Origin of the sequence: Pacificibacter sp. (assembly GCF_039769035.1) — a bacterium.
Lineage (GTDB): Bacteria > Pseudomonadota > Alphaproteobacteria > Rhodobacterales > Rhodobacteraceae > Celeribacter.
This window is the reverse complement of sequence record NZ_JBDMZG010000149.1, coordinates 1-21,166: the sequence shown is the minus strand read 5'-3', so window position 1 is coordinate 21,166 and position 21,166 is coordinate 1. Positions and strand designations below refer to the sequence as shown.

19 protein-coding genes and 1 tRNA gene are annotated in these 21,166 nt (G+C 54.2%); 9 read left to right on the top strand and 11 right to left on the bottom strand.

All coding sequences use genetic code 11. The annotated features are described in order from the left end of the window. Positions 1 to 70: 70 nt before the first annotated feature. Positions 71 to 1,132: a TAXI family TRAP transporter solute-binding subunit gene (locus ABF287_RS13160; RefSeq protein WP_347185463.1), complete on the bottom strand. Its 1,062-nt coding sequence runs from the start codon at positions 1,130 to 1,132 to the stop codon at positions 71 to 73. A gap of 136 nt (positions 1,133 to 1,268) precedes the next feature. Here ABF287_RS13160 and ABF287_RS13155 point away from each other — a divergent pair, with 136 nt between their 5' ends. Both ABF287_RS13155 and ABF287_RS13150 read left to right on the top strand, forming a co-directional pair. Then, positions 1,269 to 1,781: a MarR family transcriptional regulator gene (locus tag ABF287_RS13155; protein ID WP_347185462.1), complete on the top strand. Its 513-nt coding sequence runs from the start codon at positions 1,269 to 1,271 to the stop codon at positions 1,779 to 1,781. Continuing rightward, entirely contained in the window at positions 1,774 to 3,435 is a 1,662-nt protein-coding gene (locus tag ABF287_RS13150) for a sulfatase-like hydrolase/transferase (protein ID WP_347185461.1), read from the top strand. The genes ABF287_RS13155 and ABF287_RS13150 overlap by 8 nt, the downstream gene beginning before the upstream one ends. A 109-nt stretch (positions 3,436 to 3,544) precedes the next feature. Here ABF287_RS13150 and ABF287_RS13145 read toward each other — a convergent pair whose 3' ends face one another. Next, positions 3,545 to 4,441 (bottom strand): LysR family transcriptional regulator, encoded by an 897-nt coding sequence (locus tag ABF287_RS13145; protein ID WP_347185460.1) that lies wholly within the window; start codon positions 4,439 to 4,441, stop codon positions 3,545 to 3,547. 140 nt (positions 4,442 to 4,581) lie between these two features. Here ABF287_RS13145 and ABF287_RS13140 point away from each other — a divergent pair, with 140 nt between their 5' ends. From ABF287_RS13140 to ABF287_RS13130, 3 genes are read left to right on the top strand one after another with little or no spacing between them, the layout of a single operon-like run. Beyond that, positions 4,582 to 5,004 carry a DoxX family protein gene (locus ABF287_RS13140; RefSeq protein WP_347185459.1) on the top strand — a complete coding sequence of 141 codons (423 nt, stop codon included), beginning with the start codon at positions 4,582 to 4,584 and terminating at the stop codon, positions 5,002 to 5,004. Between the two features lie 50 nt (positions 5,005 to 5,054). After that, positions 5,055 to 5,882: a 4,5-DOPA dioxygenase extradiol gene (gene ygiD, locus ABF287_RS13135; protein WP_347185458.1), complete on the top strand. Its 828-nt coding sequence runs from the start codon at positions 5,055 to 5,057 to the stop codon at positions 5,880 to 5,882. A 12-nt stretch (positions 5,883 to 5,894) separates the two neighbouring features. Beyond that, positions 5,895 to 6,866, top strand: a complete 972-nt coding sequence (locus ABF287_RS13130) for a glutathione S-transferase C-terminal domain-containing protein (protein WP_347185457.1) — start codon at positions 5,895 to 5,897, stop codon at positions 6,864 to 6,866. Between the two features lie 146 nt (positions 6,867 to 7,012). On the opposite strand, the gene ABF287_RS13125 is transcribed toward ABF287_RS13130, so the two are convergent. After that, positions 7,013 to 7,088, bottom strand: a tRNA-Ala gene (locus ABF287_RS13125). A gap of 115 nt (positions 7,089 to 7,203) precedes the next feature. After that, complete coding sequence (locus ABF287_RS13120) at positions 7,204 to 7,512, bottom strand: TIGR02300 family protein (protein WP_347185456.1); 309 nt, start codon at positions 7,510 to 7,512, stop codon at positions 7,204 to 7,206. 192 nt (positions 7,513 to 7,704) lie between these two features. Here ABF287_RS13120 and ABF287_RS13115 point away from each other — a divergent pair, with 192 nt between their 5' ends. The 3 genes from ABF287_RS13115 to ABF287_RS13105 all read left to right on the top strand — a co-directional run bounded on the left by ABF287_RS13115 (position 7,705) and on the right by ABF287_RS13105 (position 9,681). Further along, a complete protein-coding gene (locus tag ABF287_RS13115) occupies positions 7,705 to 8,394 on the top strand; it encodes a SprT family zinc-dependent metalloprotease (protein ID WP_347185455.1) in 690 nt (229 codons plus the stop codon). Positions 8,395 to 8,505: 111 nt separating this feature from the next. Continuing rightward, entirely contained in the window at positions 8,506 to 9,159 is a 654-nt protein-coding gene (locus tag ABF287_RS13110) for a GntR family transcriptional regulator (protein ID WP_347185454.1), read from the top strand. Positions 9,160 to 9,198: 39 nt separating this feature from the next. Then, positions 9,199 to 9,681 (top strand): acyl-CoA thioesterase, encoded by a 483-nt coding sequence (locus ABF287_RS13105; protein ID WP_347185453.1) that lies wholly within the window; start codon positions 9,199 to 9,201, stop codon positions 9,679 to 9,681. A gap of 57 nt (positions 9,682 to 9,738) precedes the next feature. Here the strand turns inward: ABF287_RS13105 and lpdA are convergent, their stop codons facing one another. The 7 genes from lpdA to mdh all read right to left on the bottom strand — a co-directional run bounded on the left by lpdA (position 9,739) and on the right by mdh (position 20,346). Beyond that, entirely contained in the window at positions 9,739 to 11,133 is a 1,395-nt protein-coding gene (gene lpdA, locus ABF287_RS13100; RefSeq protein ID WP_347185452.1) for a dihydrolipoyl dehydrogenase, read from the bottom strand. An 88-nt stretch (positions 11,134 to 11,221) separates the two neighbouring features. After that, the gene (odhB, locus tag ABF287_RS13095; RefSeq protein ID WP_347185451.1) at positions 11,222 to 12,706 is read right to left on the bottom strand and encodes a 2-oxoglutarate dehydrogenase complex dihydrolipoyllysine-residue succinyltransferase; all 1,485 of its coding nucleotides are present in this window, start codon (positions 12,704 to 12,706) and stop codon (positions 11,222 to 11,224) included. A gap of 4 nt (positions 12,707 to 12,710) precedes the next feature. Continuing rightward, positions 12,711 to 15,674 (bottom strand): 2-oxoglutarate dehydrogenase E1 component, encoded by a 2,964-nt coding sequence (locus ABF287_RS13090; protein ID WP_347185450.1) that lies wholly within the window; start codon positions 15,672 to 15,674, stop codon positions 12,711 to 12,713. Positions 15,675 to 15,804: 130 nt separating this feature from the next. Then, a complete protein-coding gene (gene sucD / locus ABF287_RS13085; protein ID WP_347185449.1) occupies positions 15,805 to 16,689 on the bottom strand; it encodes a succinate--CoA ligase subunit alpha in 885 nt (294 codons plus the stop codon). Between the two features lie 4 nt (positions 16,690 to 16,693). Continuing rightward, entirely contained in the window at positions 16,694 to 17,890 is a 1,197-nt protein-coding gene (gene sucC, locus ABF287_RS13080) for an ADP-forming succinate--CoA ligase subunit beta (protein WP_347185448.1), read from the bottom strand. Positions 17,891 to 18,163: 273 nt separating this feature from the next. Beyond that, entirely contained in the window at positions 18,164 to 19,222 is a 1,059-nt protein-coding gene (locus ABF287_RS13075) for a glycosyltransferase family 2 protein (RefSeq protein WP_347185447.1), read from the bottom strand. A gap of 161 nt (positions 19,223 to 19,383) precedes the next feature. Then, positions 19,384 to 20,346: a malate dehydrogenase gene (gene mdh, locus ABF287_RS13070; RefSeq protein WP_347185446.1), complete on the bottom strand. Its 963-nt coding sequence runs from the start codon at positions 20,344 to 20,346 to the stop codon at positions 19,384 to 19,386. A 162-nt stretch (positions 20,347 to 20,508) separates the two neighbouring features. Here mdh and ABF287_RS13065 point away from each other — a divergent pair. Further along, on the top strand, positions 20,509 to 21,166 hold a 658-nt coding region (locus ABF287_RS13065; protein ID WP_347185445.1), incomplete at its 3' end, for a sulfite exporter TauE/SafE family protein.

The window sequence follows — 21,166 nt, the reverse complement described above, 5'->3', positions numbered from 1 at the left end:
AATATTCCTGAAATTTAAAAAGGCCCGACGTTTCGCCGGGCCCCATTAGATTGCTGGGCGCATTCGAGCCTTATGGGCGAACGCAGTCCGCGACCGTGTGGCCGGCTTCTTCGTAGGCGCGGATTGCGCCAGGGTGCATTTTCAGTTGCACGGCGCCGCATACACCTTGTGACTTCCCGTCGATGTCACCAAAGGACATGAAGAGGAACGGACCGCGCGGCGATCCTTTCAGAAAGCGATCTTCGCCTTCGAGCACAGCTTTTACGATGTTGTAAGCAAGCTCTTCATCAAGGCCTGCAGGTACAATTTGACCAAATGCTGTCGCGTAAGAGTCAAAGGTGTCGTCATCCGTCACGATTGTAATATCAGAACCCGCGTAGGCGTTGCGGTATTCTTCAACTGGCACGGAGTAAGGCGCATGGCCTGGCGCGTTGATGATTTGCTGACCCAACTCGCTGTTGTACAGATCTGATGGGATATCATACAGCGTGGTGCCGCCTGCCGCAGAAATCGCGATTTGACGTCCTGAAGGTAGGCCTTCTGGAATGGTCCAAGCGTCGGCATTGCCGCCAGTGATGGCAGATACAGTTTCAGGCCAAGGGTTTTGAATGCCTTCATAGCCTTCGCCGTCTTTAAGGCCGGACAAGAGTTGAACCATCGCGCGTCCAGATGTCAAAGCTGCGCCGCGGGGCGGGCCGTTCCAGATGCGTTTGCCTTCCAGATCGCGGATGTCTTCGATTGAAGAGCCGTTGTAGTGTCCGAACACTTGGCCAGAAGCCGCGTTGAAGAACAATACACGAATGTTGGCTGCGAGTTCTGCGCCTTTTTCAGGGCCGATGCCGCTGTATGGGCCGATGCCGCGGGCCAAAAGGAATGGGAGAATGAGAGGTGCGGGGGCCATGTCGAGACGACCTTCGGCAACAGCTTGAACCGAATTGGTGAGCGTTGCGCCTTCAGTGATCTGAACTGTAGCGATTCCTGCGCTGTCCAAGATGGCAGCGAGCGTGGTGTCGATGTAGTGCGGTGTTGAGCCTGGTGCAGTGGTTTCAGCCGTCAGTGTGGCTTGTGCCGTCGCGGCCAATGGCGCAAATGCAAGAGCGGCAATCGCTCCCAAAAGAACGTTTCTAGTCATGGTATTCCTCCCGTTTTGAGTGCTCTCTCTCCAAAGCACGAGCCCTGTCACATAGGGCGTTAAAGTTAGGGTTGCAGAAAGTATATGACTTGTCACGCATTATTTTTCGGTGTTTATTTAAGCAACTGGGGGGAAGATGAAAAAAACTAAACCGGATCAATCAGCGCGAATCGAGCAGCGCAGAGAACGCGAACGCAAGAATTTGTTCTCTCGAATGCCGGCCACGTACAATGCTTCGCGGTTGCAAGCGCAGCGTATTATGCGCCACGCCGGTGGTCTTTCCATCGTCGAATGGCGCGTGTTGTGGGATCTGTTTGAGGCTGGGCCAATGACGATTCGAGATCTGGCCGAATTGCAACGCACGGACCATTCCCTACTCAGCCGTGCACTGCCCGCTATGCGTCTTAAAGGATTTGTCGAAATGGAACGCGACACTGCCGATGGCCGGCAAGTCGTGATCAAACTGGCAGATGCTGGGCGTGAAGCTTACGAATTTGCCGCCCCAATCATGAAACGCCGCAGAGATGCCCTTCACGAGATGTTTTCTGAGGAAGAACTCGATCTATTCGTCGATCTGCTTGATCGCCTGGAAGATTACCTGCGCCGCCCTGTCGATACCATTGTTGAAAGAGATATAGAAAATGACTGACGCACCGAACGTCCTGTGGATTATGGCTGACCAGCTGCGCTTCGATTACCTAAGTTGCTACGGGCATCCACATCTGCATACGCCAAACATTGATGCATTGGCCGCGCGTGGTGTGCGGTTTAATAAGACTTACGTGCAGTCCCCTGTGTGTGGTCCGTCGCGCATGTCGGCGTATACGGGGCGATATGTGCGCAGCCATGGTGCGACTTGGAACGGCATTCCGATGCGGGTCGGTGAACCCACGCTCGGGGATCATTTGCGCGCGTCAGGGTCTCGTGCTGTCTTGGTCGGCAAAACTCACATGGTTGCCGATAAAGAAGGCATGGCGTGGCTTGGTATTGATCCAGACAGTGAAATCGGTGTGCGGGTTGCCGAGTGTGGCTTCGAAGCCTTTGATCGAGATGATGGATTGCACCCTGATAGCGCGCGTCAAAATTGGTCGGCTTACGATGATTACTTGGTGAACCTTGGCTACAAATCTGAAAACCCTTGGGGCGATTTTGCCAATTCGGGCGTGGATGAAAGCGGCGAGTTGATGTCAGCTTGGTTGCTCAAAAATTCGCGCATGCCTGCGAATGTGCCGGAAGAGCACTCCGAAACAGCCTATATGACGGACCGCGCGATTGAGTTTATGACCAGCGCCCAAGATGATGACAGACCTTGGATGTGTCACCTAAGTTATATCAAGCCGCATTGGCCTTACATCGTGCCCGCGCCTTACCATGACATGTACGGACCTGAGCATGTGATCGACCCGATTCGCTCTGTTGCAGAGCGCGATACGGATCATCCGTTGATGCGTGCCTATCAAAATGCGCGTGTCTGCAAAAGCTTCAGCCGCGACCATGTGCGCGAACATGTTTTGCCAGCCTACATGGGGTTGATCAAACAGCTTGATGACAACCTCGGACGTTTGTTCAAGTGGATGGATGAGACTGGTGTGAGCGACAACACCATCATCGCGTTCACGTCGGATCACGGCGATTATATGGGTGATCACTGGATGGGCGACAAAGATTTCTATCATGAAATGGCGGCGAAAGTGCCCTTGATTATTGCGGATCCGCGGCCTCAGGCAGATGCCACGCGCGGCACCACAAGCGACGCATTGGTCGAGATGATCGACCTTGCGCCGACGTTTATGAATGCGATGGGGTGCCCTCCAAAGCCGCACATTGTTGAGGGGCGGGATCTTACGCCGCTTTTGCATGATACGGATGGGTTCTCGCGCCGCTATGCAATTTCTGAGCATGACTATTCTAGCTTTGAGATGGCGCATGCTTTGAACGTACCGCAAGAAGATGCACGCACTGTTATGATCTTTGACGGGCGCTGGAAATATGTGCGTTGCGAAGGGTTTAGGCCCGTGATGTATGATCTGGAAACAGACCCGCTTGAGCTGAAGGACATCGGCGGTTCCGAGACGCAAGAACACCAAGACGTGCGTCAACGCATGGAAGAGGCGTTGTTATCGTGGTCCTTGCAACACCATACCCGTATCACGGCCACAAAGGACGTGTTGGCGCGGCAAGGTGTTGCCGCAGAAGGGGGCATCCTGATCGGGTTCTGGGATGAGGTGGAATATGAAGCCGCCACTGGAAAACCGTTTAGCAGTCTGGTCCCTGCAGGCGCCCCGAAATCAAAATCCCTGTAGTCAAGTATTCGGAATGGGCGCCTCCTCATTGGGGCGCCCTTAATTCCTCGCGCCGCCTTATTGCGATATGGATTTCATCGCTAAGCGAGCTTCCATCCAAGGCGGATCCCTAAAGCAACCCTGATGCCTTGATGTCGTCTTGCGCAAAATCGATGAGCGCGCGCACTTTGCGTGGTAAGACCCGACCTTCAAGATAAACGGCACTGATCGGAAGAATGTCGCAGGCGTAGTCTGAAAACAAAGGCACAAGCCGACCAGACAAAAGCGCATCATTCAGCGCGAACTTCGGACCGTACACGACCCCATGCCCAGCTTCGGCAAGCGCGCAGGCCGCATTGGCTGAATTCACCAGATAGCGGCCAGAAATGGACAGGCTGTGATCCCACCCGTCTTTGTAAAACTTCCAACGTTGCGCGGGGCGGCGGTTTGTGTCGACGATGCATGCGTGATTTTTCAAATCGTTTGGGCTGGTCGGTGCACCTTGTTCGGACACATATGTGGGCGATGCGGCGGCCAAAACCTGAAACGTGCCAAGTTTTTGCGCCTTTACAGCCAATGCATCGGTGGTGCCAATTCGAAAAGCCACGTCAATCCCATCGCTCGCCAGATCGACATGGCTGTCATCAAGCCGCAAATCGAGCGTCAAATCTGGGTGCGCAGCTCCGAACCGCCCCAGCATTCCGGCGACATAAATCTCACCAAAGGTCAGCGGGGCCGACACGCGTATTACGCCGGAAAACCCCAACGATTCTTCCGCGACTCCGGCCAGCAAATCATCAAGGTCATCCAAAAGGGTCGGTGCGCGCGCCAGTAAATCTTCGCCAGCGGGCGTCAGTCCCACCTTGCGCGTTGTGCGCTGGAACAGACGGACACCCAGACGTGCTTCAAGCTCGGCGACGTATTTCGACGTCAACCGGTTCGAGATGCCCATTTGATCTGCCGCGCCCGTAAAAGACCCTGTGTGCGCGGTGGCAACGAATGCTTTCAGCCCATCTACGATATCCATTCGACCGCCTCTATTAAGAACAAAATGTGGAAAGTCATTCTATAACTTCGCCATTTTGAAGAAGGTGTACAAGCGCTAACTTAAGGTCAACTCAAAAGCCACTCACAAAGAGTTGGCTCCGAACACAAAGGACTAGGACAATGACTGACCAAAACAAAGCAGCCTATGCCGCTCTTGCACTTCGCGTATCGACCGGTGCGATGTTCATCGCACACGGATTGACCAAGGTGCTTGTCTTTACCATTCCCGGCACTGTTGGTTTCTTCGACAGCCTCGGACTGCCCGCGATCTTGGCGTATCTGACCATCTTTGCCGAATTGGCCGGTGGCTTGGCCTTGATCCTCGGCGTTGCGACACGATTGGTGTCTTTGGCCGCGCTGCCCGTTCTTTTGGGCGCGATCTGGGTGCATTCGGGCAATGGCTTTATGTTCTCTGGCTCCGGTGGCGGCTGGGAATTCCCTGCTTTCTGGGCGGTTGCACAGGCTTCGCTTGTTCTTCTCGGTGCAGGCGCGTTCGCTTTGAAACTGCCTGTACTTGATAAAAAACTGGGCCAATTTGCCTAAATGATCGAGGGCCGCTTCGGCGGCCTTCATCTTGATCGTGGAGAAGACCAATGAGCGTCACCCAATCCCTGCAAAAGCTCAAAGACAGTTTGAAGACATCCGCTCGGATGCCTGTTGTGTTTTTGGGTCATGGCTCGCCGATGAACGCGATCGAGGATACGCAGTTCTGCCGCGGATGGTCTGAGTTGGGGCGTACCTTGCCCCGTCCGCAAGCCATCCTTGTTGTCTCAGCGCATTGGATGACACGGGGGTCCACGTTGGTCGATGTCTCAGCGATGCCGCAAACAATTCACGACTTTGGTGGCTTTCCTCAGCAGCTGTTTCAACAACAATACCCAGCACCTGGCAATCCAGAGTTGGCCCGTGAAGTTGTTTCGCTTTTGGCCAGTCATCATGCCCAAGAAGACGACACATGGGGTTTGGATCATGGTGCTTGGACTGTTTTGAAATATCTATACCCCGACGCAAATGTGCCTGTGTTTCAGCTTTCCATCGACATGACCAAGGATCTGGATTGGCACCTTGAAATTGGTAAAGCTTTGTCAGACTTGCGAGATCGCGGTGTGTTGATCCTTGGGTCTGGCAATGTGGTGCACAACCTGCGCGCGCTGGATTGGGTCAACGGCAGGCCGCGCGATTGGGCGGTGGACTTTGACACGATGTTTGCAAAGCGGCTGGATGACCGCGATTTTGCGTCGCTCGCCGACAGGCAGGGCTTGGGATCTTTGTTGCGACAAGCGCACCCGTCGGTTGACCATTATATTCCGGCTTTAACCATTGCTGGCGCGTCCGATGCGCGTGACCAATTGGATTTCATGAATACTGGATTTGATCTTGGAACGCTTTCGATGCGGTCCTTCATTTTTCACGCCCAATAGAAAGACAGAACAATGCTTGTAGACGGAAAATGGATGGGTGACTGGCAGCCAGTGCAAAAGGCAGACAAAAAGGGGCGTTTTGTGCGCCAAGTGTCGTCCTTTCGAAACTGGATCACTCCTGATGGCAGCGCCGGTCCGACCGGTGAGGCGGGGTTTCAGGCCGAGGCAGGGCGCTATCGTCTGTATGTCGCGTATATCTGTCCTTGGGCGTCACGCACTTTGATGGCACGCAAGCTCAAGGGGCTTGATGACGTCTTGCCCGTGACCATTGTGAACCCGACCTTGTCGGATCAAGGCTGGGGATTTGGCGGCTATCCTGAGGCTGACGAGGACCCGCTGTTTGGCTCGAATTACATGCATGAATTGTACACACGCGCCGATCCGACCTTTACAGGGCGCGCAACAGTGCCTGCGCTGTGGGACATGAAAAACAACGTTATGGTCAACAATGAAAGCGCGGACATCTTGCGCATGTTGGACACCGCGTTTGAAGGCATCGTGCCATCCGATCTGCGCCTCTATCCGGCAGATTTGGCGGATGACATCGACGCGCTCAATCCTGTGATTTACGAAAAGCTGAACAACGGCGTGTATCGCGCGGGCTTTGCCTCGTCGCAACAAGCCTATGACGAGGCGGTTCAGGGCGTGTTCGACGCACTGGATATGTTGGAAGCGCGACTGTCTGACGCGTATTTGTTTGGCAGCCAGCTGACGGAAACCGACATTCGCCTTTTTGTCACGTTGATCCGCTTTGATGCGGCTTACCACGGGCTGTTTAAAACCAATCTAAAACAGATTGCCGACTACCCCCGTCTGTCAGCCTATATGGAACGCATTTTGCACCTGCCTGGCGTGATCGACACAGTGAATATGGATCACATAACGCGTGGATATTATTCGATAAAGGCGCTGAACCCAAAAGGCATTCGACCTGTTGGTGTTGACCACATCGAACGCTTGCTCCGCTCAGCACGCAATAAGTAACGGAGGGTTGCGGTGGGCTGCGCTGGGATCAGTGTGGCCCAATCGTCAGCCAGTGCGTGTGTGTATGTGGCGACAGGTAAACTGTGTCATCTGTGCGCAAGCGAAATCGCTTTGCAAGAAAATTTCGCAATTTATAGGAAGGGGTTTGGTGGAGCCTAGGGGAGTCGAACCCCTGACCTCTTGCATGCCATGCAAGCGCTCTACCAACTGAGCTAAGGCCCCTAAAACCAGTGCATTACGCCTTGTGGCGGATCTGCGGCGGGCGATATCGCCCTGCCGCGTTTGGTATTGCGACTCAGCTCGGAGTTCAAGCTAAAAAGTCGCCCTTGAGACGATTTTAGCTATCGTCGTCGTCAGATGCCACGTCGGCGATTTCATCAAGTGAAACCGTGTCGTCGTCGTCATCTTCGAGCAAGTCATCATCGATATCGATGTCTGCGTCGTCTTCGACATCCAACAGATCATCTACATCATCTTCTTCTGGCTCAGGCGTTTTCTTTTCCGCAACAACGCGCGACTTGTTGTTCGCATCAAACGTCACCACTTCGCCAGTGTAAGGCGAAACGATTGGGTCGTTGTTGAGGTCGTAAAACCGTTTGCCGCTCGTTGGGCAGAGGCGCTTAACACCCCATTCTTCATTGGGCATGACAATCCCTTTCGTCTTGTAGATCCATTTCGGAGATGACGCGCCATGCCATATCAATCGAGGCGTGTCAAAGGCTTTTCGGGTTTCTGCGTGATTTGGCGGTGGCCTGTTGGCGCTGGGGCAGATACGCTGACACGTAAGACGCATGACGCATATAGTTTAGCCCTAAGACCCGCAGACAGGCACGCACGCATGGATCAAGCAATTTTGGACGGTGACCCCCCAGTCTCAGTGCTTTTGCGGCGCTCGGCGCGCGCACGTCGGCTCTCTTTGCGGGTGTCTCGTTTGGATGGGCGGGTCACGCTTTCTTTGCCTCCGCGGGCCAGCGAACGCGCAGCTTTGGCCTTCTTGCGTGAAAAAGAAAGCTGGATTCGCGCCAATTTGGAGATGCTGCCGGAAGACCGGATTGCCCAGATTGGCGCCAAGTTGCCCGTGCTGGGGCAAGAGTATGAAATCGTCGCGGGCAAGGGCCGTGTTGCGCGCATTGAAGACGGCCAGATGGTTGTGCCCCAAGCGCCAAATATGGTTGGCGCACGGCTTGAGGCGTTTCTAAAACTGCAGGCCAAAACCCGTTTGCGGGAGGCGTCAGACAAATACGCGCAGGCGTTGAACACCAATTACGGTCGGCTGACGATTCGAGACACCAGATCGCGGTGGGGTTCGTGCACCAGTGAAGGCAACTTGATGTACTCATGGCGTCTTGTAATGGCGCCAGCTGCGGTGCTCGACTATGTCGCGGCGCATGAGGTCGCGCATCGTTTGGAGATGAATCACTCTGACCGTTTTTGGGCGCATGTCGCACGGGTTTGCCCCGATTTTGCCACCCACCGAGATTGGCTGCGCACCGAAGGGCAGTTGCTTCACGCGTGGCGCTTTAAGTAATTAGTGTGATTTTTGATCATTTTCTAATCTGAAACCCAAATTCTGACAGCCGCCGGTGGCAAAAGGCTTAGGACAATTGACCTCCTTGGCATTTGTGATCACATTGCAAAGATGATGATTCAACCTCCCAAGCCAACAGACGCCGTCACATCTGCCCATGATCGTGTTTACAGAACGCTGCGCACCAAGATTATGCACGGTGAATTGCGTCCAGGGCAATCAATGACCCTGCGCGGGATCGGCAAAACGTTTGGGGTGTCGATGACGCCTGCACGCGAAGCTGTTCGGCGTCTTGTGGCAGATGGCGGTTTGTCCTTGTCGTCTTCGGGACGCGTCAGCACCCCGGAATTGTCCAACGAGCGCATTGAAGAATTGGCCTCGATTCGTGCTTTGATCGAGCCGGAACTGGCCTCGCGCGCCTTGCCGCGTGCGCACCTTGCGCTGATCGACAGGCTGCAAGCGATCAACGGAGCGATTGCCGAATGCGCTGCCAAACACGATGACGTGGGCTATATCCGCACCAATCTTGAATTTCACCGGACTTTGTATTTGCGGGCGCAAGCGCCTGCGATGCTGGCCCTTACGGAAACGGTTTGGCTGCAACTGGGGCCTACCATGCGCGCTCTGTATGCCAAGTTGAACCGGACTGAATTGCCGCACAATCATCGGCTGATCGTCGCCGCTTTGCGCGCAGGCGATGAGCCAGGCTTAAGGCTTGCGCTGCGCTCCGACGTGACCCAAGGCCTTCGACTTTTGGCGGTTTAAACCGACCTTTCTATTCCACAAAAACGCAAACGAGATCACATGGAAAACGCACGCTTCTTAGAAATGACAGAACTTATGACGCCGGAGATGGCGAATTTTTCCGGCAAGGTGCATGGGGGCGCGTTGTTGAAAATCCTCGATTTGGTCGCGTTCTCTTGCGCGTCTCGCTATTCGGCGAAATACGCTGTGACCCTGTCGGTGGATCAGGTGGTGTTCAAAGAGCCTATTCATGTGGGCGAATTGGTGCATTTTCGCGCCTCAGTGAACCACGTTGGTCGGTCATCAATGGAAATCGGCATGAAGGTTGAAGCCGAAAACATTCGTACCCGCAAAGTGCGCCACACAAACAGCTGCTACTTCACCATGATTGCTGTGGACGACGACGGCAAACCTGTCGTGGCACCGCAGTTTCAGCCGATGACCGAGCTGGACCGCAGGCGTTGGCGTTCTGCTGAGTTGCGCAAGGAGCTGCGCAAAGAACATGCCGCGCGGATGCAAGAAATCTCGGACATGAGCAAGTAGTCCAAACACAAAAAAGGCGCCACTTGGGCGCCTTTTTTTTTGGGTGTAGCGCGTCGTTTACGCGTGGATCGCGCCATCGCCCAAGGCCAGTGCAGCTTCGCGCACGGCTTCGGAGTAGGTTGGGTGCGCGTGGCAGGTCATGGCCACGTCTTGCGCCGATCCGCCGTATTCCATCGCCACACAGATCTCGTGGATCATGTCGCCCGCTGACGGACCGATGATGGCCGCACCGAGCAAACGGTCTGTGTCTGCATCCGCGATGAGTTTCACGAAGCCTTCGCCTTGGAACACAGCTTTCGCACGGGCGTTGCCCATGAAGGAAAACTTGCCAACCTTGATCTTGCGACCTTCGGCTTTGAGGTCAGCTTCGGTTTTGCCAACAGTTGCCACCTCTGGTGAGGTGTAGATCACGCCTGGGATCACGTCGTAGTTCACGTGGCCATGCTTGCCCGCGATGACTTCTGCGACGGCCATGCCTTCGTCTTCGGCTTTGTGGGCCAACATAGGCCCGACGATAGCGTCACCGATGGCGTAGATGCCTGGCACGTTTGTGGCCCAATGCGCGTCGGTTTTGACCTGACCGCGCTCTGTGAATTCAACGCCAGCTTCAGCCAAGCCCAAGCCATCTGTGTAAGCTTTGCGGCCAGTGGCTACGAGGACAACATCTGCGTCAAGCACGTGGTCAGAGTCGTCTTTCTTAAGCTTGTAAGACACTTTGGCTTTGGTTTTGGATGCATCCACACCTTGGACTGCCGCGCCCATGATGAAGGTCAGGCCTTGCTTTTCGAGCAGGCGCTTGAACGAACGCTGAACGTCTGCGTCCATACCTGGTGTGATCGCGTCCATGTATTCCACGACGGTGACTTCGGTGCCGAGGCGCGCGTATACGGAACCGAGCTCAAGCCCGATAACACCAGCGCCGATAACAGTCATTTTCTTTGGCACTTTTGGCAGCTCAAGCGCGCCGGTGCTGTCGACTACGACGCCCGCGTCATTGTCGACGTCAACGCCGGGCAAAGAAGATGGAACTGAGCCAGAAGCGATCACGATGTTCTTTGCTTCGTGCACGTCGTCGCCGACTTTCACTTTGCCAGCCGCAGGAATGGAGGCCCAGCCTTTGATCCAGTCGACTTTGTTCTTTTTGAACAAGAACTCGATGCCGCCAGTGTTTTGGCCAACAACGTCGTCTTTGTAGGCTTTCATCTGTTTCCAGTCGACGGAAGGCGATTTGCCTTTGAGACCCATGGCCGCAAAGTTGTGCTCGGCTTCGTGCAAGTGGTGCGTCGCGTTGAGCAGCGCTTTGGACGGGATACAGCCCACGTTGAGGCAAGTGCCGCCAAGCGTTTCGCGACCTTCAACAACAGCTGTTTTCAGGCCGAGCTGTGCACAGCGGATTGCGGAAACATAGCCGCCAGGGCCTGCACCGATGATGATGACGTCGTAGGAAGCCATTGTGGTTTCTCCTAGAATTTGGGGAGCGCATGTCTCGACCCGTAGTGTTTAGAAAAGTGGGGCGGACCGAAGCCCGCCCATTTGTTTTTTACAGATCCATCAACAGACGGCGTGGGTCTTCCAGTGCTTCTTTGACGCGCACGAGGAAGGTCACGGCGCCTTTGCCGTCGACGATACGGTGATCGTATGACAGGGCAAGGTACATCATCGGACGGATCACAACTTGGCCATTGATCGCCATTGGACGCTCTTGGATTTTGTGCATGCCGAGGATGCCGGACTGTGGAGGGTTCAAGATTGGTGAAGACATCAAGGAGCCGTAAACACCACCGTTTGAGATCGTGAATGTGCCGCCCTGCATTTCTGCCATAGACAGTTTGCCGTCACGGGCGCGTGCGCCTTTTTCAGCGATGGCTTTCTCAATACCCGCGAAGGACAGTTGATCGGCGTTGTTGATCACTGGCACAACAAGACCTGTTGGTGTGCCGGCTGCGATGCCCATGTTCACGTAGTTTTTGTAAACGATGTCTGTGCCATCGATTTCGGCGTTCACTTCAGGCACTTCGTTCAAAGCGTGGATACAGGCTTTGGTGAAGAAGGACATGAAGCCCAATTTCACGCCGTGCTTTTTCAAGAACAGGTCTTTGTACTCGTTGCGCAACGCCATCACTTCGGTCATGTCGACTTCGTTGTAGGTGGTGAGCATCGCAGCGGTGTTTTGTGACTCTTTCAAACGGCGCGCAATGGTCTGGCGCAGTTTGGTCATTTTCACGCGCTCTTCGCGGGCTGCATCTGCAGGTGCGGATGGTGCACGTGGTGCGGCCACTGGCGCAGGGGCTGCTTTTGGCGCGGCCATAGCTTTAAGCACATCGTCTTTCATGATGCGTCCGTCTTTGCCTGTGCCAGACACGGACGCGGCATCAACACCGTTTTCAGCCATCAGTTTATTGGCAGAAGGTGCGTTTTCAATGTCTTTGCCTGTGCTTGCAGCAGGGGCAGCTGCGGCGGCCGCAGGGGCTGCTGCAGCAGCGCCAGCACCGGATGAAATAACACCCAGTTTCGCTGTGGCGTCTACTGTTGCGCCTTCGGCAGCAACGATCGCTGTCAATGTGCCGGCGGCAGGGGCTGGAACTTCGACGGAGACTTTGTCTGTTTCCAATTCGCAAAGCATTTCGTCTTGGGCAACAGTGTCGCCAACAGCTTTGAACCAAGTTGCAACAGTTGCTTCAGTCACAGATTCGCCAAGTGTTGGCACCATAACGTCGACGTCTGAACCACCAGCCGCAGGTGCAGCGGCAGCAGGCGCGGCAGCAGCAGGGGCCGGAGCGGCACCTTCGCCAGCGTTCAATGTGGCGAGCAGGGCGTCAACGCCAACTGTTTCGCCTTCGGCAGCCACGATTTCGCCGAATGTACCAGCCGCAGGGGATGGCACTTCAACGGTGACTTTATCTGTTTCCAACTCGCAAAGCATTTCATCAACAGCAACGGCGTCACCTGGTTTTTTGAACCAAGTTGCAACGGTGGCTTCGGTGACGCTTTCGCCTAGGGTCGGGACGCGGACTTCTACTGACATGGGATTACCCTTTGATGTTGAGCGCGTCATTCACGAGCGCCAGTTGTTGTGCTTTGTGTTGAGATGCGAGACCGGTGGCTGGTGACGCAGATGCGGAACGGCCTGCGTAGACAGGGCGCGTGTGTTTGGATTTGATGCGTGTGAGCACCCATTCGATGTTGGGCTCGACGAAAGTCCAGCCGCCTTGGTTTTTGGGCTCTTCTTGGCACCAAACAACTGCGGCGTCTTTGAAACGCTCCAGTTCTTTGACCAGCGAGAGCGCAGGGAATGGGTAGAACTGTTCGAGGCGCAAGATGTACGTGTCGTCTTTGCCAGCTGCATCACGCGCTTCGAGAAGGTCGTAGTAGACCTTGCCAGAACAGATCACGACGCGTTTGATTTTGTCGTCGTCTTTCAGTGTGATGTCAGACTTGCCTGTGCGGTGTTGCGCATCAGCGTCGTCCCACAGAACGCGGTGGAAGGATGAGCCTTCGGTGAAATCAGCCGCAACAGATGTCGCCAGTTTGTGACGCAAAAGAGATTTTGGTGTCATCAACACAAGCGGTTTACGGAAAGACCGGTGAATCTGGCGACGCAGGATGTGGAAGTAGTTGGCTGGTGTCGTACAGTTGGCGACGATCCAGTTGTCTTGACCACACATTTGCAAGAAACGCTCAAGGCGGGCCGAGGAGTGCTCTGGGCCTTGGCCTTCATAGCCGTGTGGCAAGAGCATCACGAGACCTGACATGCGCAACCACTTGCTTTCACCCGACGAGATGAATTGGTCGAACATGATCTGCGCGCCGTTGGCGAAGTCGCCAAATTGCGCTTCCCACATGACCAAGGCGTTTGGTTCCGCCAATGAGTAGCCATATTCAAAGCCCAAGACCGCATATTCAGACAGCATCGAGTCGATGACTTCGTAATTGGCTTGGCCTTTGCGGATGTTGTTCAGCGGGTAGTAGCGGTCTTCGGTCTTTTGGTCGATCAACGCCGAGTGACGGTGCGAGAACGTGCCGCGTGTGGAATCTTGGCCTGCCAAACGGACAGGGTAGCCTTCTGTCAAAAGCGACCCGAATGCCAATGCTTCACCGGTGGCCCAATCAAAGCCTGTACCAGTGTCAAACATTTTGGCCTTGGCATCCAACTGACGTCCAACTGTTTTGTGCACGTTGACGTCATCAGGCTTGCTCACCAGACCTTTGCCGACTTCAGCCATGGTTTCAGGCGAAATCGCAGTTTTGCCGCGTTGGTATTCTTCGCCTTCTTTGTTGATGTGCGACCAGCGCCCATCCAACCAATCCGCACGGTTTGGTTTAAAGTTCTTACCTGCTTCAAACTCATCGTTCAGATGCGCTTGGAAGGCAGCTTTCATATCTTCGATCTCGCCCTCAGGGATGAGACCGTCTTTAACCAAACGCTCGGTGTAAAGCTGTAGCGTTGTCTTGTGCTTTTTGATGTTTGTGTACATCGCCGGGTTGGTGAACATCGGCTCGTCGCCTTCGTTGTGACCAAAGCGGCGGTAACAGAACATGTCGATGACAACGTCTTTGTGGAACTTTTGGCGGAACTCAGTGGCCACTTTTGCGGCGTGCACAACAGCTTCTGGATCGTCGCCGTTCACGTGGAAAATCGGCGCCTCAACCACCAGAGCGTTGTCTGTTGGGTAGGGGCTAGACCGTGAGAAGTGCGGTGCTGTTGTAAAGCCGATTTGGTTGTTCACAACGATGTGGATTGTGCCGCCTGTTTTGTGACCGCGCAGACCAGAGAGACCGAAACATTCCGCCACAACACCTTGGCCGGCAAAGGCCGCATCGCCGTGAAGCAATACTGGGATCACGGATGTACGTTCTTCGTCATTGTTTTGGTCTGTTTTCGCTCGCACTTTGCCAAGCACAACTGGGTTCACCGCCTCAAGGTGCGACGGGTTGGCTGTCAAAGACAAGTGCACAGAGTTGCCGTCGAATTCACGGTCAGAGGACGCGCCGAGGTGGTATTTTACATCGCCGGATCCGTCGACGTCCTCAGGTTTGAACGAGCCACCTTGGAATTCGTGGAAGATCGCGCGGTAAGGTTTGGACATCACGTTGGACAGCACAGACAAACGGCCGCGGTGCGGCATGCCGATGATGATCTCTTTGACGCCCAAGTTGCCGCCGCGTTTGATGATCTGTTCCATCGCAGGGATCAAGGATTCACCGCCATCTAAGCCGAAACGCTTGGTGCCCATGTATTTGACGTGCAGGAATTTCTCAAAGCCTTCGGCCTCGACCAGTTTGTTCAAAATGGCTTTGCGGCCTTCACGGGTGAACTGGATTTCTTTGCCGTAACCTTCGATGCGCTCTTTGAGCCAACCCGCTTCTTCAGGGTTGGAAATATGCATGTATTGCATCGCGAAAGTGCCACAGTAGGTGCGTTTCACGATATCGATGATTTGGCGCATGGAAGCGACTTGCAGGCCAAGCACGTTGTCGATGAAAATCGGGCGATCCATGTCGGCATCTGTGAAGCCGTATGATTTTGGATCAAGCTCTGGGTGCGGCGTGTCGGCTTTCATCTTGAGCGGGTCAAGATCGGCAACCAAGTGACCGCGAATACGGTAGGCGCGGATGATCATCAACGCGCGGATGGAATCCAACACGGCGCGTTTGATTTGATCCTCAGACACCTCAACGCCTTGCTCTTTGGCTTTGGCTTTGATCTTTTTGCCAGCAGCGTCTGGTTCTGGGGCCCATTGGCCGTCCATCGCTGCGGTCAGGTCGTCGTTTGGCACGGGCGGCCAGTCATTGCGGCCCCATGATGGACCTGCGGCTTCGGCTTGCGCATCAGCTGGTGCATCGCCCAAGCTTTTGAAAAACTCATTCCATGACGCGTCAACAGAGGACGGGTCCGTGGCATAGCGGGCATACATCTGTTCGAGGTATTCCGCATTGTGGCCTTGCATAAAGGAAGACGCGTGGAAGATGTCGTTGTCGCTTTGGTCTGACATGGGGATGACCTTGGGTTGGGTGTCGGTGCGGTTACTATTAGATGGCACGCGAAATTTGCGTTTCGTCTTATGTGGGTGCGCCTGCGCCCTAAAAAAAGGGCGCAGGCATTATGATTGGCCTCAAAGAGGCTTAGGCTTTGATCGCCGCCATAACAGCTTCGCCGAGGGTCGCAGGGCTGTCTGCCACAACGATACCAGCGGATTTCATGGCTTCGATTTTGCTTTCCGCATCACCTTTACCACCAGCAACAATCGCGCCAGCGTGGCCCATGCGACGGCCGGGAGGGGCTGTGCGGCCAGCGATAAAGCCAGCTGTTGGTTTCCAACGGCCTTTTTTGCGCTGCTCTGCGAGGAATTCTGCAGCTTCTTCTTCTGCAGAACCGCCGATTTCGCCGATCATGATGATGGACTGTGTTTCGTCGTCGTCCAAGAACATGTCGAGGATATCGATGTGCTCAGAACCCTTGATAGGGTCGCCGCCGATGCCCACTGCTGTGGATTGGCCGAGGCCCAGATCAGATGTCTGTTTCACAGCTTCATATGTCAATGTACCGGAACGGGACACAACGCCTACAGAACCACGGTTGTGGATGTGGCCAGGCATGATGCCGATTTTGCAGGCGTCAGGTGTGATAACGCCTGGGCAGTTTGGTCCGATGAGACGTGATTTGGAACCTTCCAAAGCGCGCTGCACTTTCATCATGTCCAAAACAGGGATGCCTTCAGTGATACAGATGATCAATTCCATTTCGGCGTCGATCGCCTCAAGGATTGAATCGGCTGCGAAGGGCGGAGGTACGTAGATCACGGAAGCATTTGCTTCTGTGACGTGACGCGCTTCGTGCACGGAGTTGAACACTGGCAGGTCAAGGTGGGTCATGCCGCCTTTGCCTGGTGTTACGCCGCCAACCATTTTGGTGCCGTAAGCAATCGCTTGCTCTGAGTGGAATGTACCCTGTGAGCCTGTGAGGCCCTGACAGATGACTTTTGTGTTTTCGTCTACGAGAATGGCCATGATATTATCCTTTCACCGCTTTAACGATTTTCTGAGCGCCATCTTTCAAGTCGTCAGCAGCAATCACGTTCAAACCGGAGTTCTTGATGATGTCTTTGCCAAGCTCAACATTTGTGCCTTCGAGACGCACAACGAGTGGAACCTGCAAGCCAACTTCTTTCACAGCCGCGATCACGCCTTCTGCGATCACATCACAGCGCATGATGCCGCCGAAGATGTTGACCAAGATGCCTTTAACGTTTGGATCAGAGGTGATGATTTTGAACGCTTCTGTCACTTTCTCTTTGGTCGCGCCGCCACCAACATCGAGGAAGTTTGCAGGCTCAGCGCCGTAGAGTTTGATGATGTCCATAGTGGCCATCGCAAGACCCGCACCGTTCACCATACAACCGATTTCGCCGTCGAGAGCGATGTAGTTGAGGTCGTGCTTGGAAGCTGCGAGCTCTTTTGGATCTTCTTCAGTTTCGTCACGCAATTCTGCGATGTCTGGGTGACGGTACATTGCGTTGCCGTCGAAAGACACTTTCGCGTCGAGCACTTTCAGATCAAGTGATTTTTCGAGAACGATGAGTGGGTTGATTTCGAGCATCTCCATGTCTTTCTCAGTGAAAGCACGGTACAGGTTGCCCATCAATTTCACACACTGTTTAACTTGTGCGCCCTCAAGGCCCAAAGCGAATGCGACGCGGCGGCCGTGGAACGCTTGGTAACCAGAAGCTGGATCAACAGAGAAAGACAAGATTTTCTCTGGAGTGTTGGCTGCCACTTCTTCGATGTCCATGCCGCCCTCAGTGGAGCAAACGAAAGACACGCGGGATGTTTGACGATCCACGAGCAAAGCCAAGTACAATTCTTTTTCGATGTCAGAGCCATCTTCGATGTAGATGCGGTTGACCTGTTTGCCAACTGGGCCAGTTTGGTGCGTGACCAAAGTTTGACCGAGCATCTTTTGAGCTTGTTCAGCAGCTTCTTCAACGGAGAACGCCAAACGCACGCCGCCTTTTTCGCCAGCTTCAGGTTCTTTGAAAGTACCTTTGCCGCGTCCACCTGCGTGGATTTGTGCTTTGACAACCCAAAGAGGTCCGTCAAGTTCGCCAGCAGCCGCTTTGGCATCTGCTGCATTCAAAACAGCACGCCCGTCAGAAACTGGTGCGCCGTATGTGCGAAGCAATGCCTTCGCCTGATACTCATGAATATTCATGAAGTGGTCCCATCCTAAGTTTTGTTCTTTGAGAGGATGACACACACTATAAGGGTTAAGGAACAGTTTTTTCGTTGCAGAACTGGGTTTGGCTGCTTTTTTGACGTTTTGTGATCACAGCATTAAAAGCTGTGATCACAAAATGAATGACTCATCCAATTTACGCCGCCCATTTCGGACTAAAACGCCGGATTCGCCAATGAGCACTGTTCTCTTTGGCCGAAGTCGCGCTCAAAATGGTCGGCCACGCAATGCGACGCAACTTGAGGGCGCTCAGTCGCCCCTATAAGCCAAGCCCGCCATCTCAAAAAACGCAGCATTCTGGTCGCGCAAAACGTCATCGAACGCAGCGGCACTCAGATCAAGATCGTTACAGCCTTGAACCTCGAATGGCTCGGCGTCAAAGGCCATGAGCGCTGAAAAATGTTCGGACTGTTGTGGTGTCAGCGATTTGACGGAGCGCACAAAGCCCCGCAGCAGGTCAGCGTCTCCCGCGTTCTGTTTGATGAAGAACGCCTGATCCATGCGCCTTTGTCCGCGGCGGACACGCGGACCATCGGGCGTTTCATAGGCACGTTTTAGCATCTTTAGAATGTAGTGCAGCGGGGTAAGCCCGTCGAAATGCGACAGAACCGCAGTGCTGCCCTTTTGGGGGGCGTTGTCATGCGTGCCCGCGTGCATCGCGGCGTGAATGCCGATGTCCAACGGCGCGCCAACCCGTGCGAGCGACTTGCCCCGAGCATGCGCAGAGAAACCACGGGTCAAATAATCGCCGTACGGCTCAAAGCTGTCACGCAGCACATCGTCATAAAGCTCTGTTGGAAAGCGAAAGCCGCCAGCGAATAGGGAGTCGGGCTCCCATGTGTTTGCGTCGGTCTTGCTTGCAGCCTCACCCATCCACACCCGCTCACGGTTATAAAGTTTCAAGCAATCGTGTTTCGCTGATGTTGGATCGTGCAGCCGTGCCAAATCCTTTGCGAGCATATTGGCGTTGCCTACAAACTCATCCGCATCACAGTGCAACATCCAATCACACTTGGTCGCATGAAACGCGGCATTCGCGTTGAGTTTTTGCCGCCGAAGGTGATGCGGTGGGCGCTTTTTGTCGCTGGAATTGGCCCAATAGTCCTGATCGCACAGCGTCACAAAACACTTGTCCAGTCCCGCGATCAATGGGGGGAGTTCTGGGTGGGGCCGATCTAAGTACAGATGAACTTCGCTCGCACCAATGGCCAAATGATGGCGCGCAAAAGCTGCTATCAACACGGCGGGTTCATCGACAGTCGCGACAACCGCCCATGTGGGTGTGCTTTGTGCTGAATGCGTGGCCATAGATGTCTTTCAATATGCGATAGAAATATGGCCGAGTAGCCCATAGAGGGACCCTAAGCGAGAGTCATATCCTTTGGCCAGTCCGATCTAAATTGTGGGTGTTGGGCATAAAAAAAGGCCGGATCCAAAGATCCGGCCTCAAATTTTTAAAATCGACTGGCTTATGCCAAAGATGGATCGATTTCTTTACAAGCTGCAACGAGGCCTTTCACGGCTTCAACAGACTTGTCGAACATGGCTTGTTCGTCTTTTGACATTTTGATGTCTACAACACGCTCGATGCCGCCTGCGCCGATCACCGTTGGAACACCAACGTAGAAACCGTCGAGGCCGAATTGACCGTCGCAGTAAGCTGCACATGGCAACACGCGTTTTTGGTCTTTGAGGTAGGCTTCAGCCATTTCAATCGCGGATGTCGCAGGTGCGTAGAACGCGGAACCAGTTTTCAACAAGCCAACGATTTCTGCGCCGCCATCACGAGTACGCTGAACGATTGCGTCCAGTTTCTCTTGTGTGGTCCAGCCCATTTCTACGAGGTCAGGGAGCGGGATGCCGCCAACTGTGGAGTAACGCACAGATGGAACCATTGTGTCGCCGTGGCCGCCAAGAACGAATGCTGTGACGTCTTTCATAGAGACGTTAAATTCTTCTGCCAAGAAGTGGCGGAAACGTGCAGAATCAAGAACACCAGCCATGCCGACAACTTTTTCAGTTGGGAGACCAGAGAATTCCTGCAAAGCCCAAACCATCGCGTCGAGCGGGTTTGTGATACAGATTACGAATGCGTTAGGTGCGTGGGCTTTGATGCCTTCGCCAACAGCTTTCATAACTTTCAAGTTGATGCCCAAAAGGTCATCACGGGACATGCCCGGCTTACGTGCAACACCAGCTGTTACGATGCATACGTCTGCGCCTGCGATGTCAGCGTAGTCGGATGTACCGCTCATGTCAGCGTCGAAACCCTCGGAGGGTCCTGCTTCAGCGATGTCGAGTGCTTTGCCTTTTGCGGCGCCGTCGTTGAGGTCGAGCAACACAACGTCGCCGAGCTCTTTAAGGGCTGCAAGGTGCGCGAGTGTGCCACCGATTTGGCCTGCGCCGATAAGGGCAATCTTTGGTCTAGCCATGGAATGTATCTCCGGAAGGTTGATAAGATTGGCCGCATGGGTACTCATTTGCGGACGATTGCGCAAGTGCGCTGCAGCGCAGAGTGATGTGCGTTTGCGCTGGTGTTAGCGTAAACGGGGCATTAGCGTGGCCCAAAACCAGCTCAAACAGGCGAAACTTCTATGCAACTCGATCTATATTTTTTCGCATTTGCCATTCCAGCAGTTGTCTTTGCAGGGATGTCCAAGGGCGGATTCGGGTCTGCCGCAGCTTTCGCAGCCACGCCATTCTTGGCGCTGATTCTCACCCCAGGCCAAGCGATTGGGCTTATGTTGCCGTTGTTGATGGTGATGGATGTCACCGCGATCAAAGTCTACTGGCGAAAATGGGATTGGAAAATTGCGCGCACTTTGATCGTTGGTGCGGTGCCGGGCATTGTGCTTGGCGGGGCGCTTTATGGGTTTGCCGATCCGGATGTGTTTCGGTTTCTAATTGGCGTCGTTGCAATCGGGTTTGTGATTTTTCAAGCCGCCAAGGCAAAAGGCTGGATCCCGCAGCCGAAGGCGAAAATGACCACAAGGGGCGGTCTTTTCTGGGGGGCTGTGACGGGTTTTACCAGCTTTATCAGCCATGCTGGCGGCCCGCCTGCTGCGGTTTATTTGCTGTCGCATAAGCTAGACAAGACAACCTATCAGGCCACATCGGTGATCGTGTTTTGGGCGGTTAACCTTTTGAAGTTTATCCCATATTTTGCAGTTGGAATCTTTTCGAAGGAAACATTCATCGCGGATCTATACTTGATCCCTGCGGGCATCGTTGGCGTTCTGATCGGCGCTTACT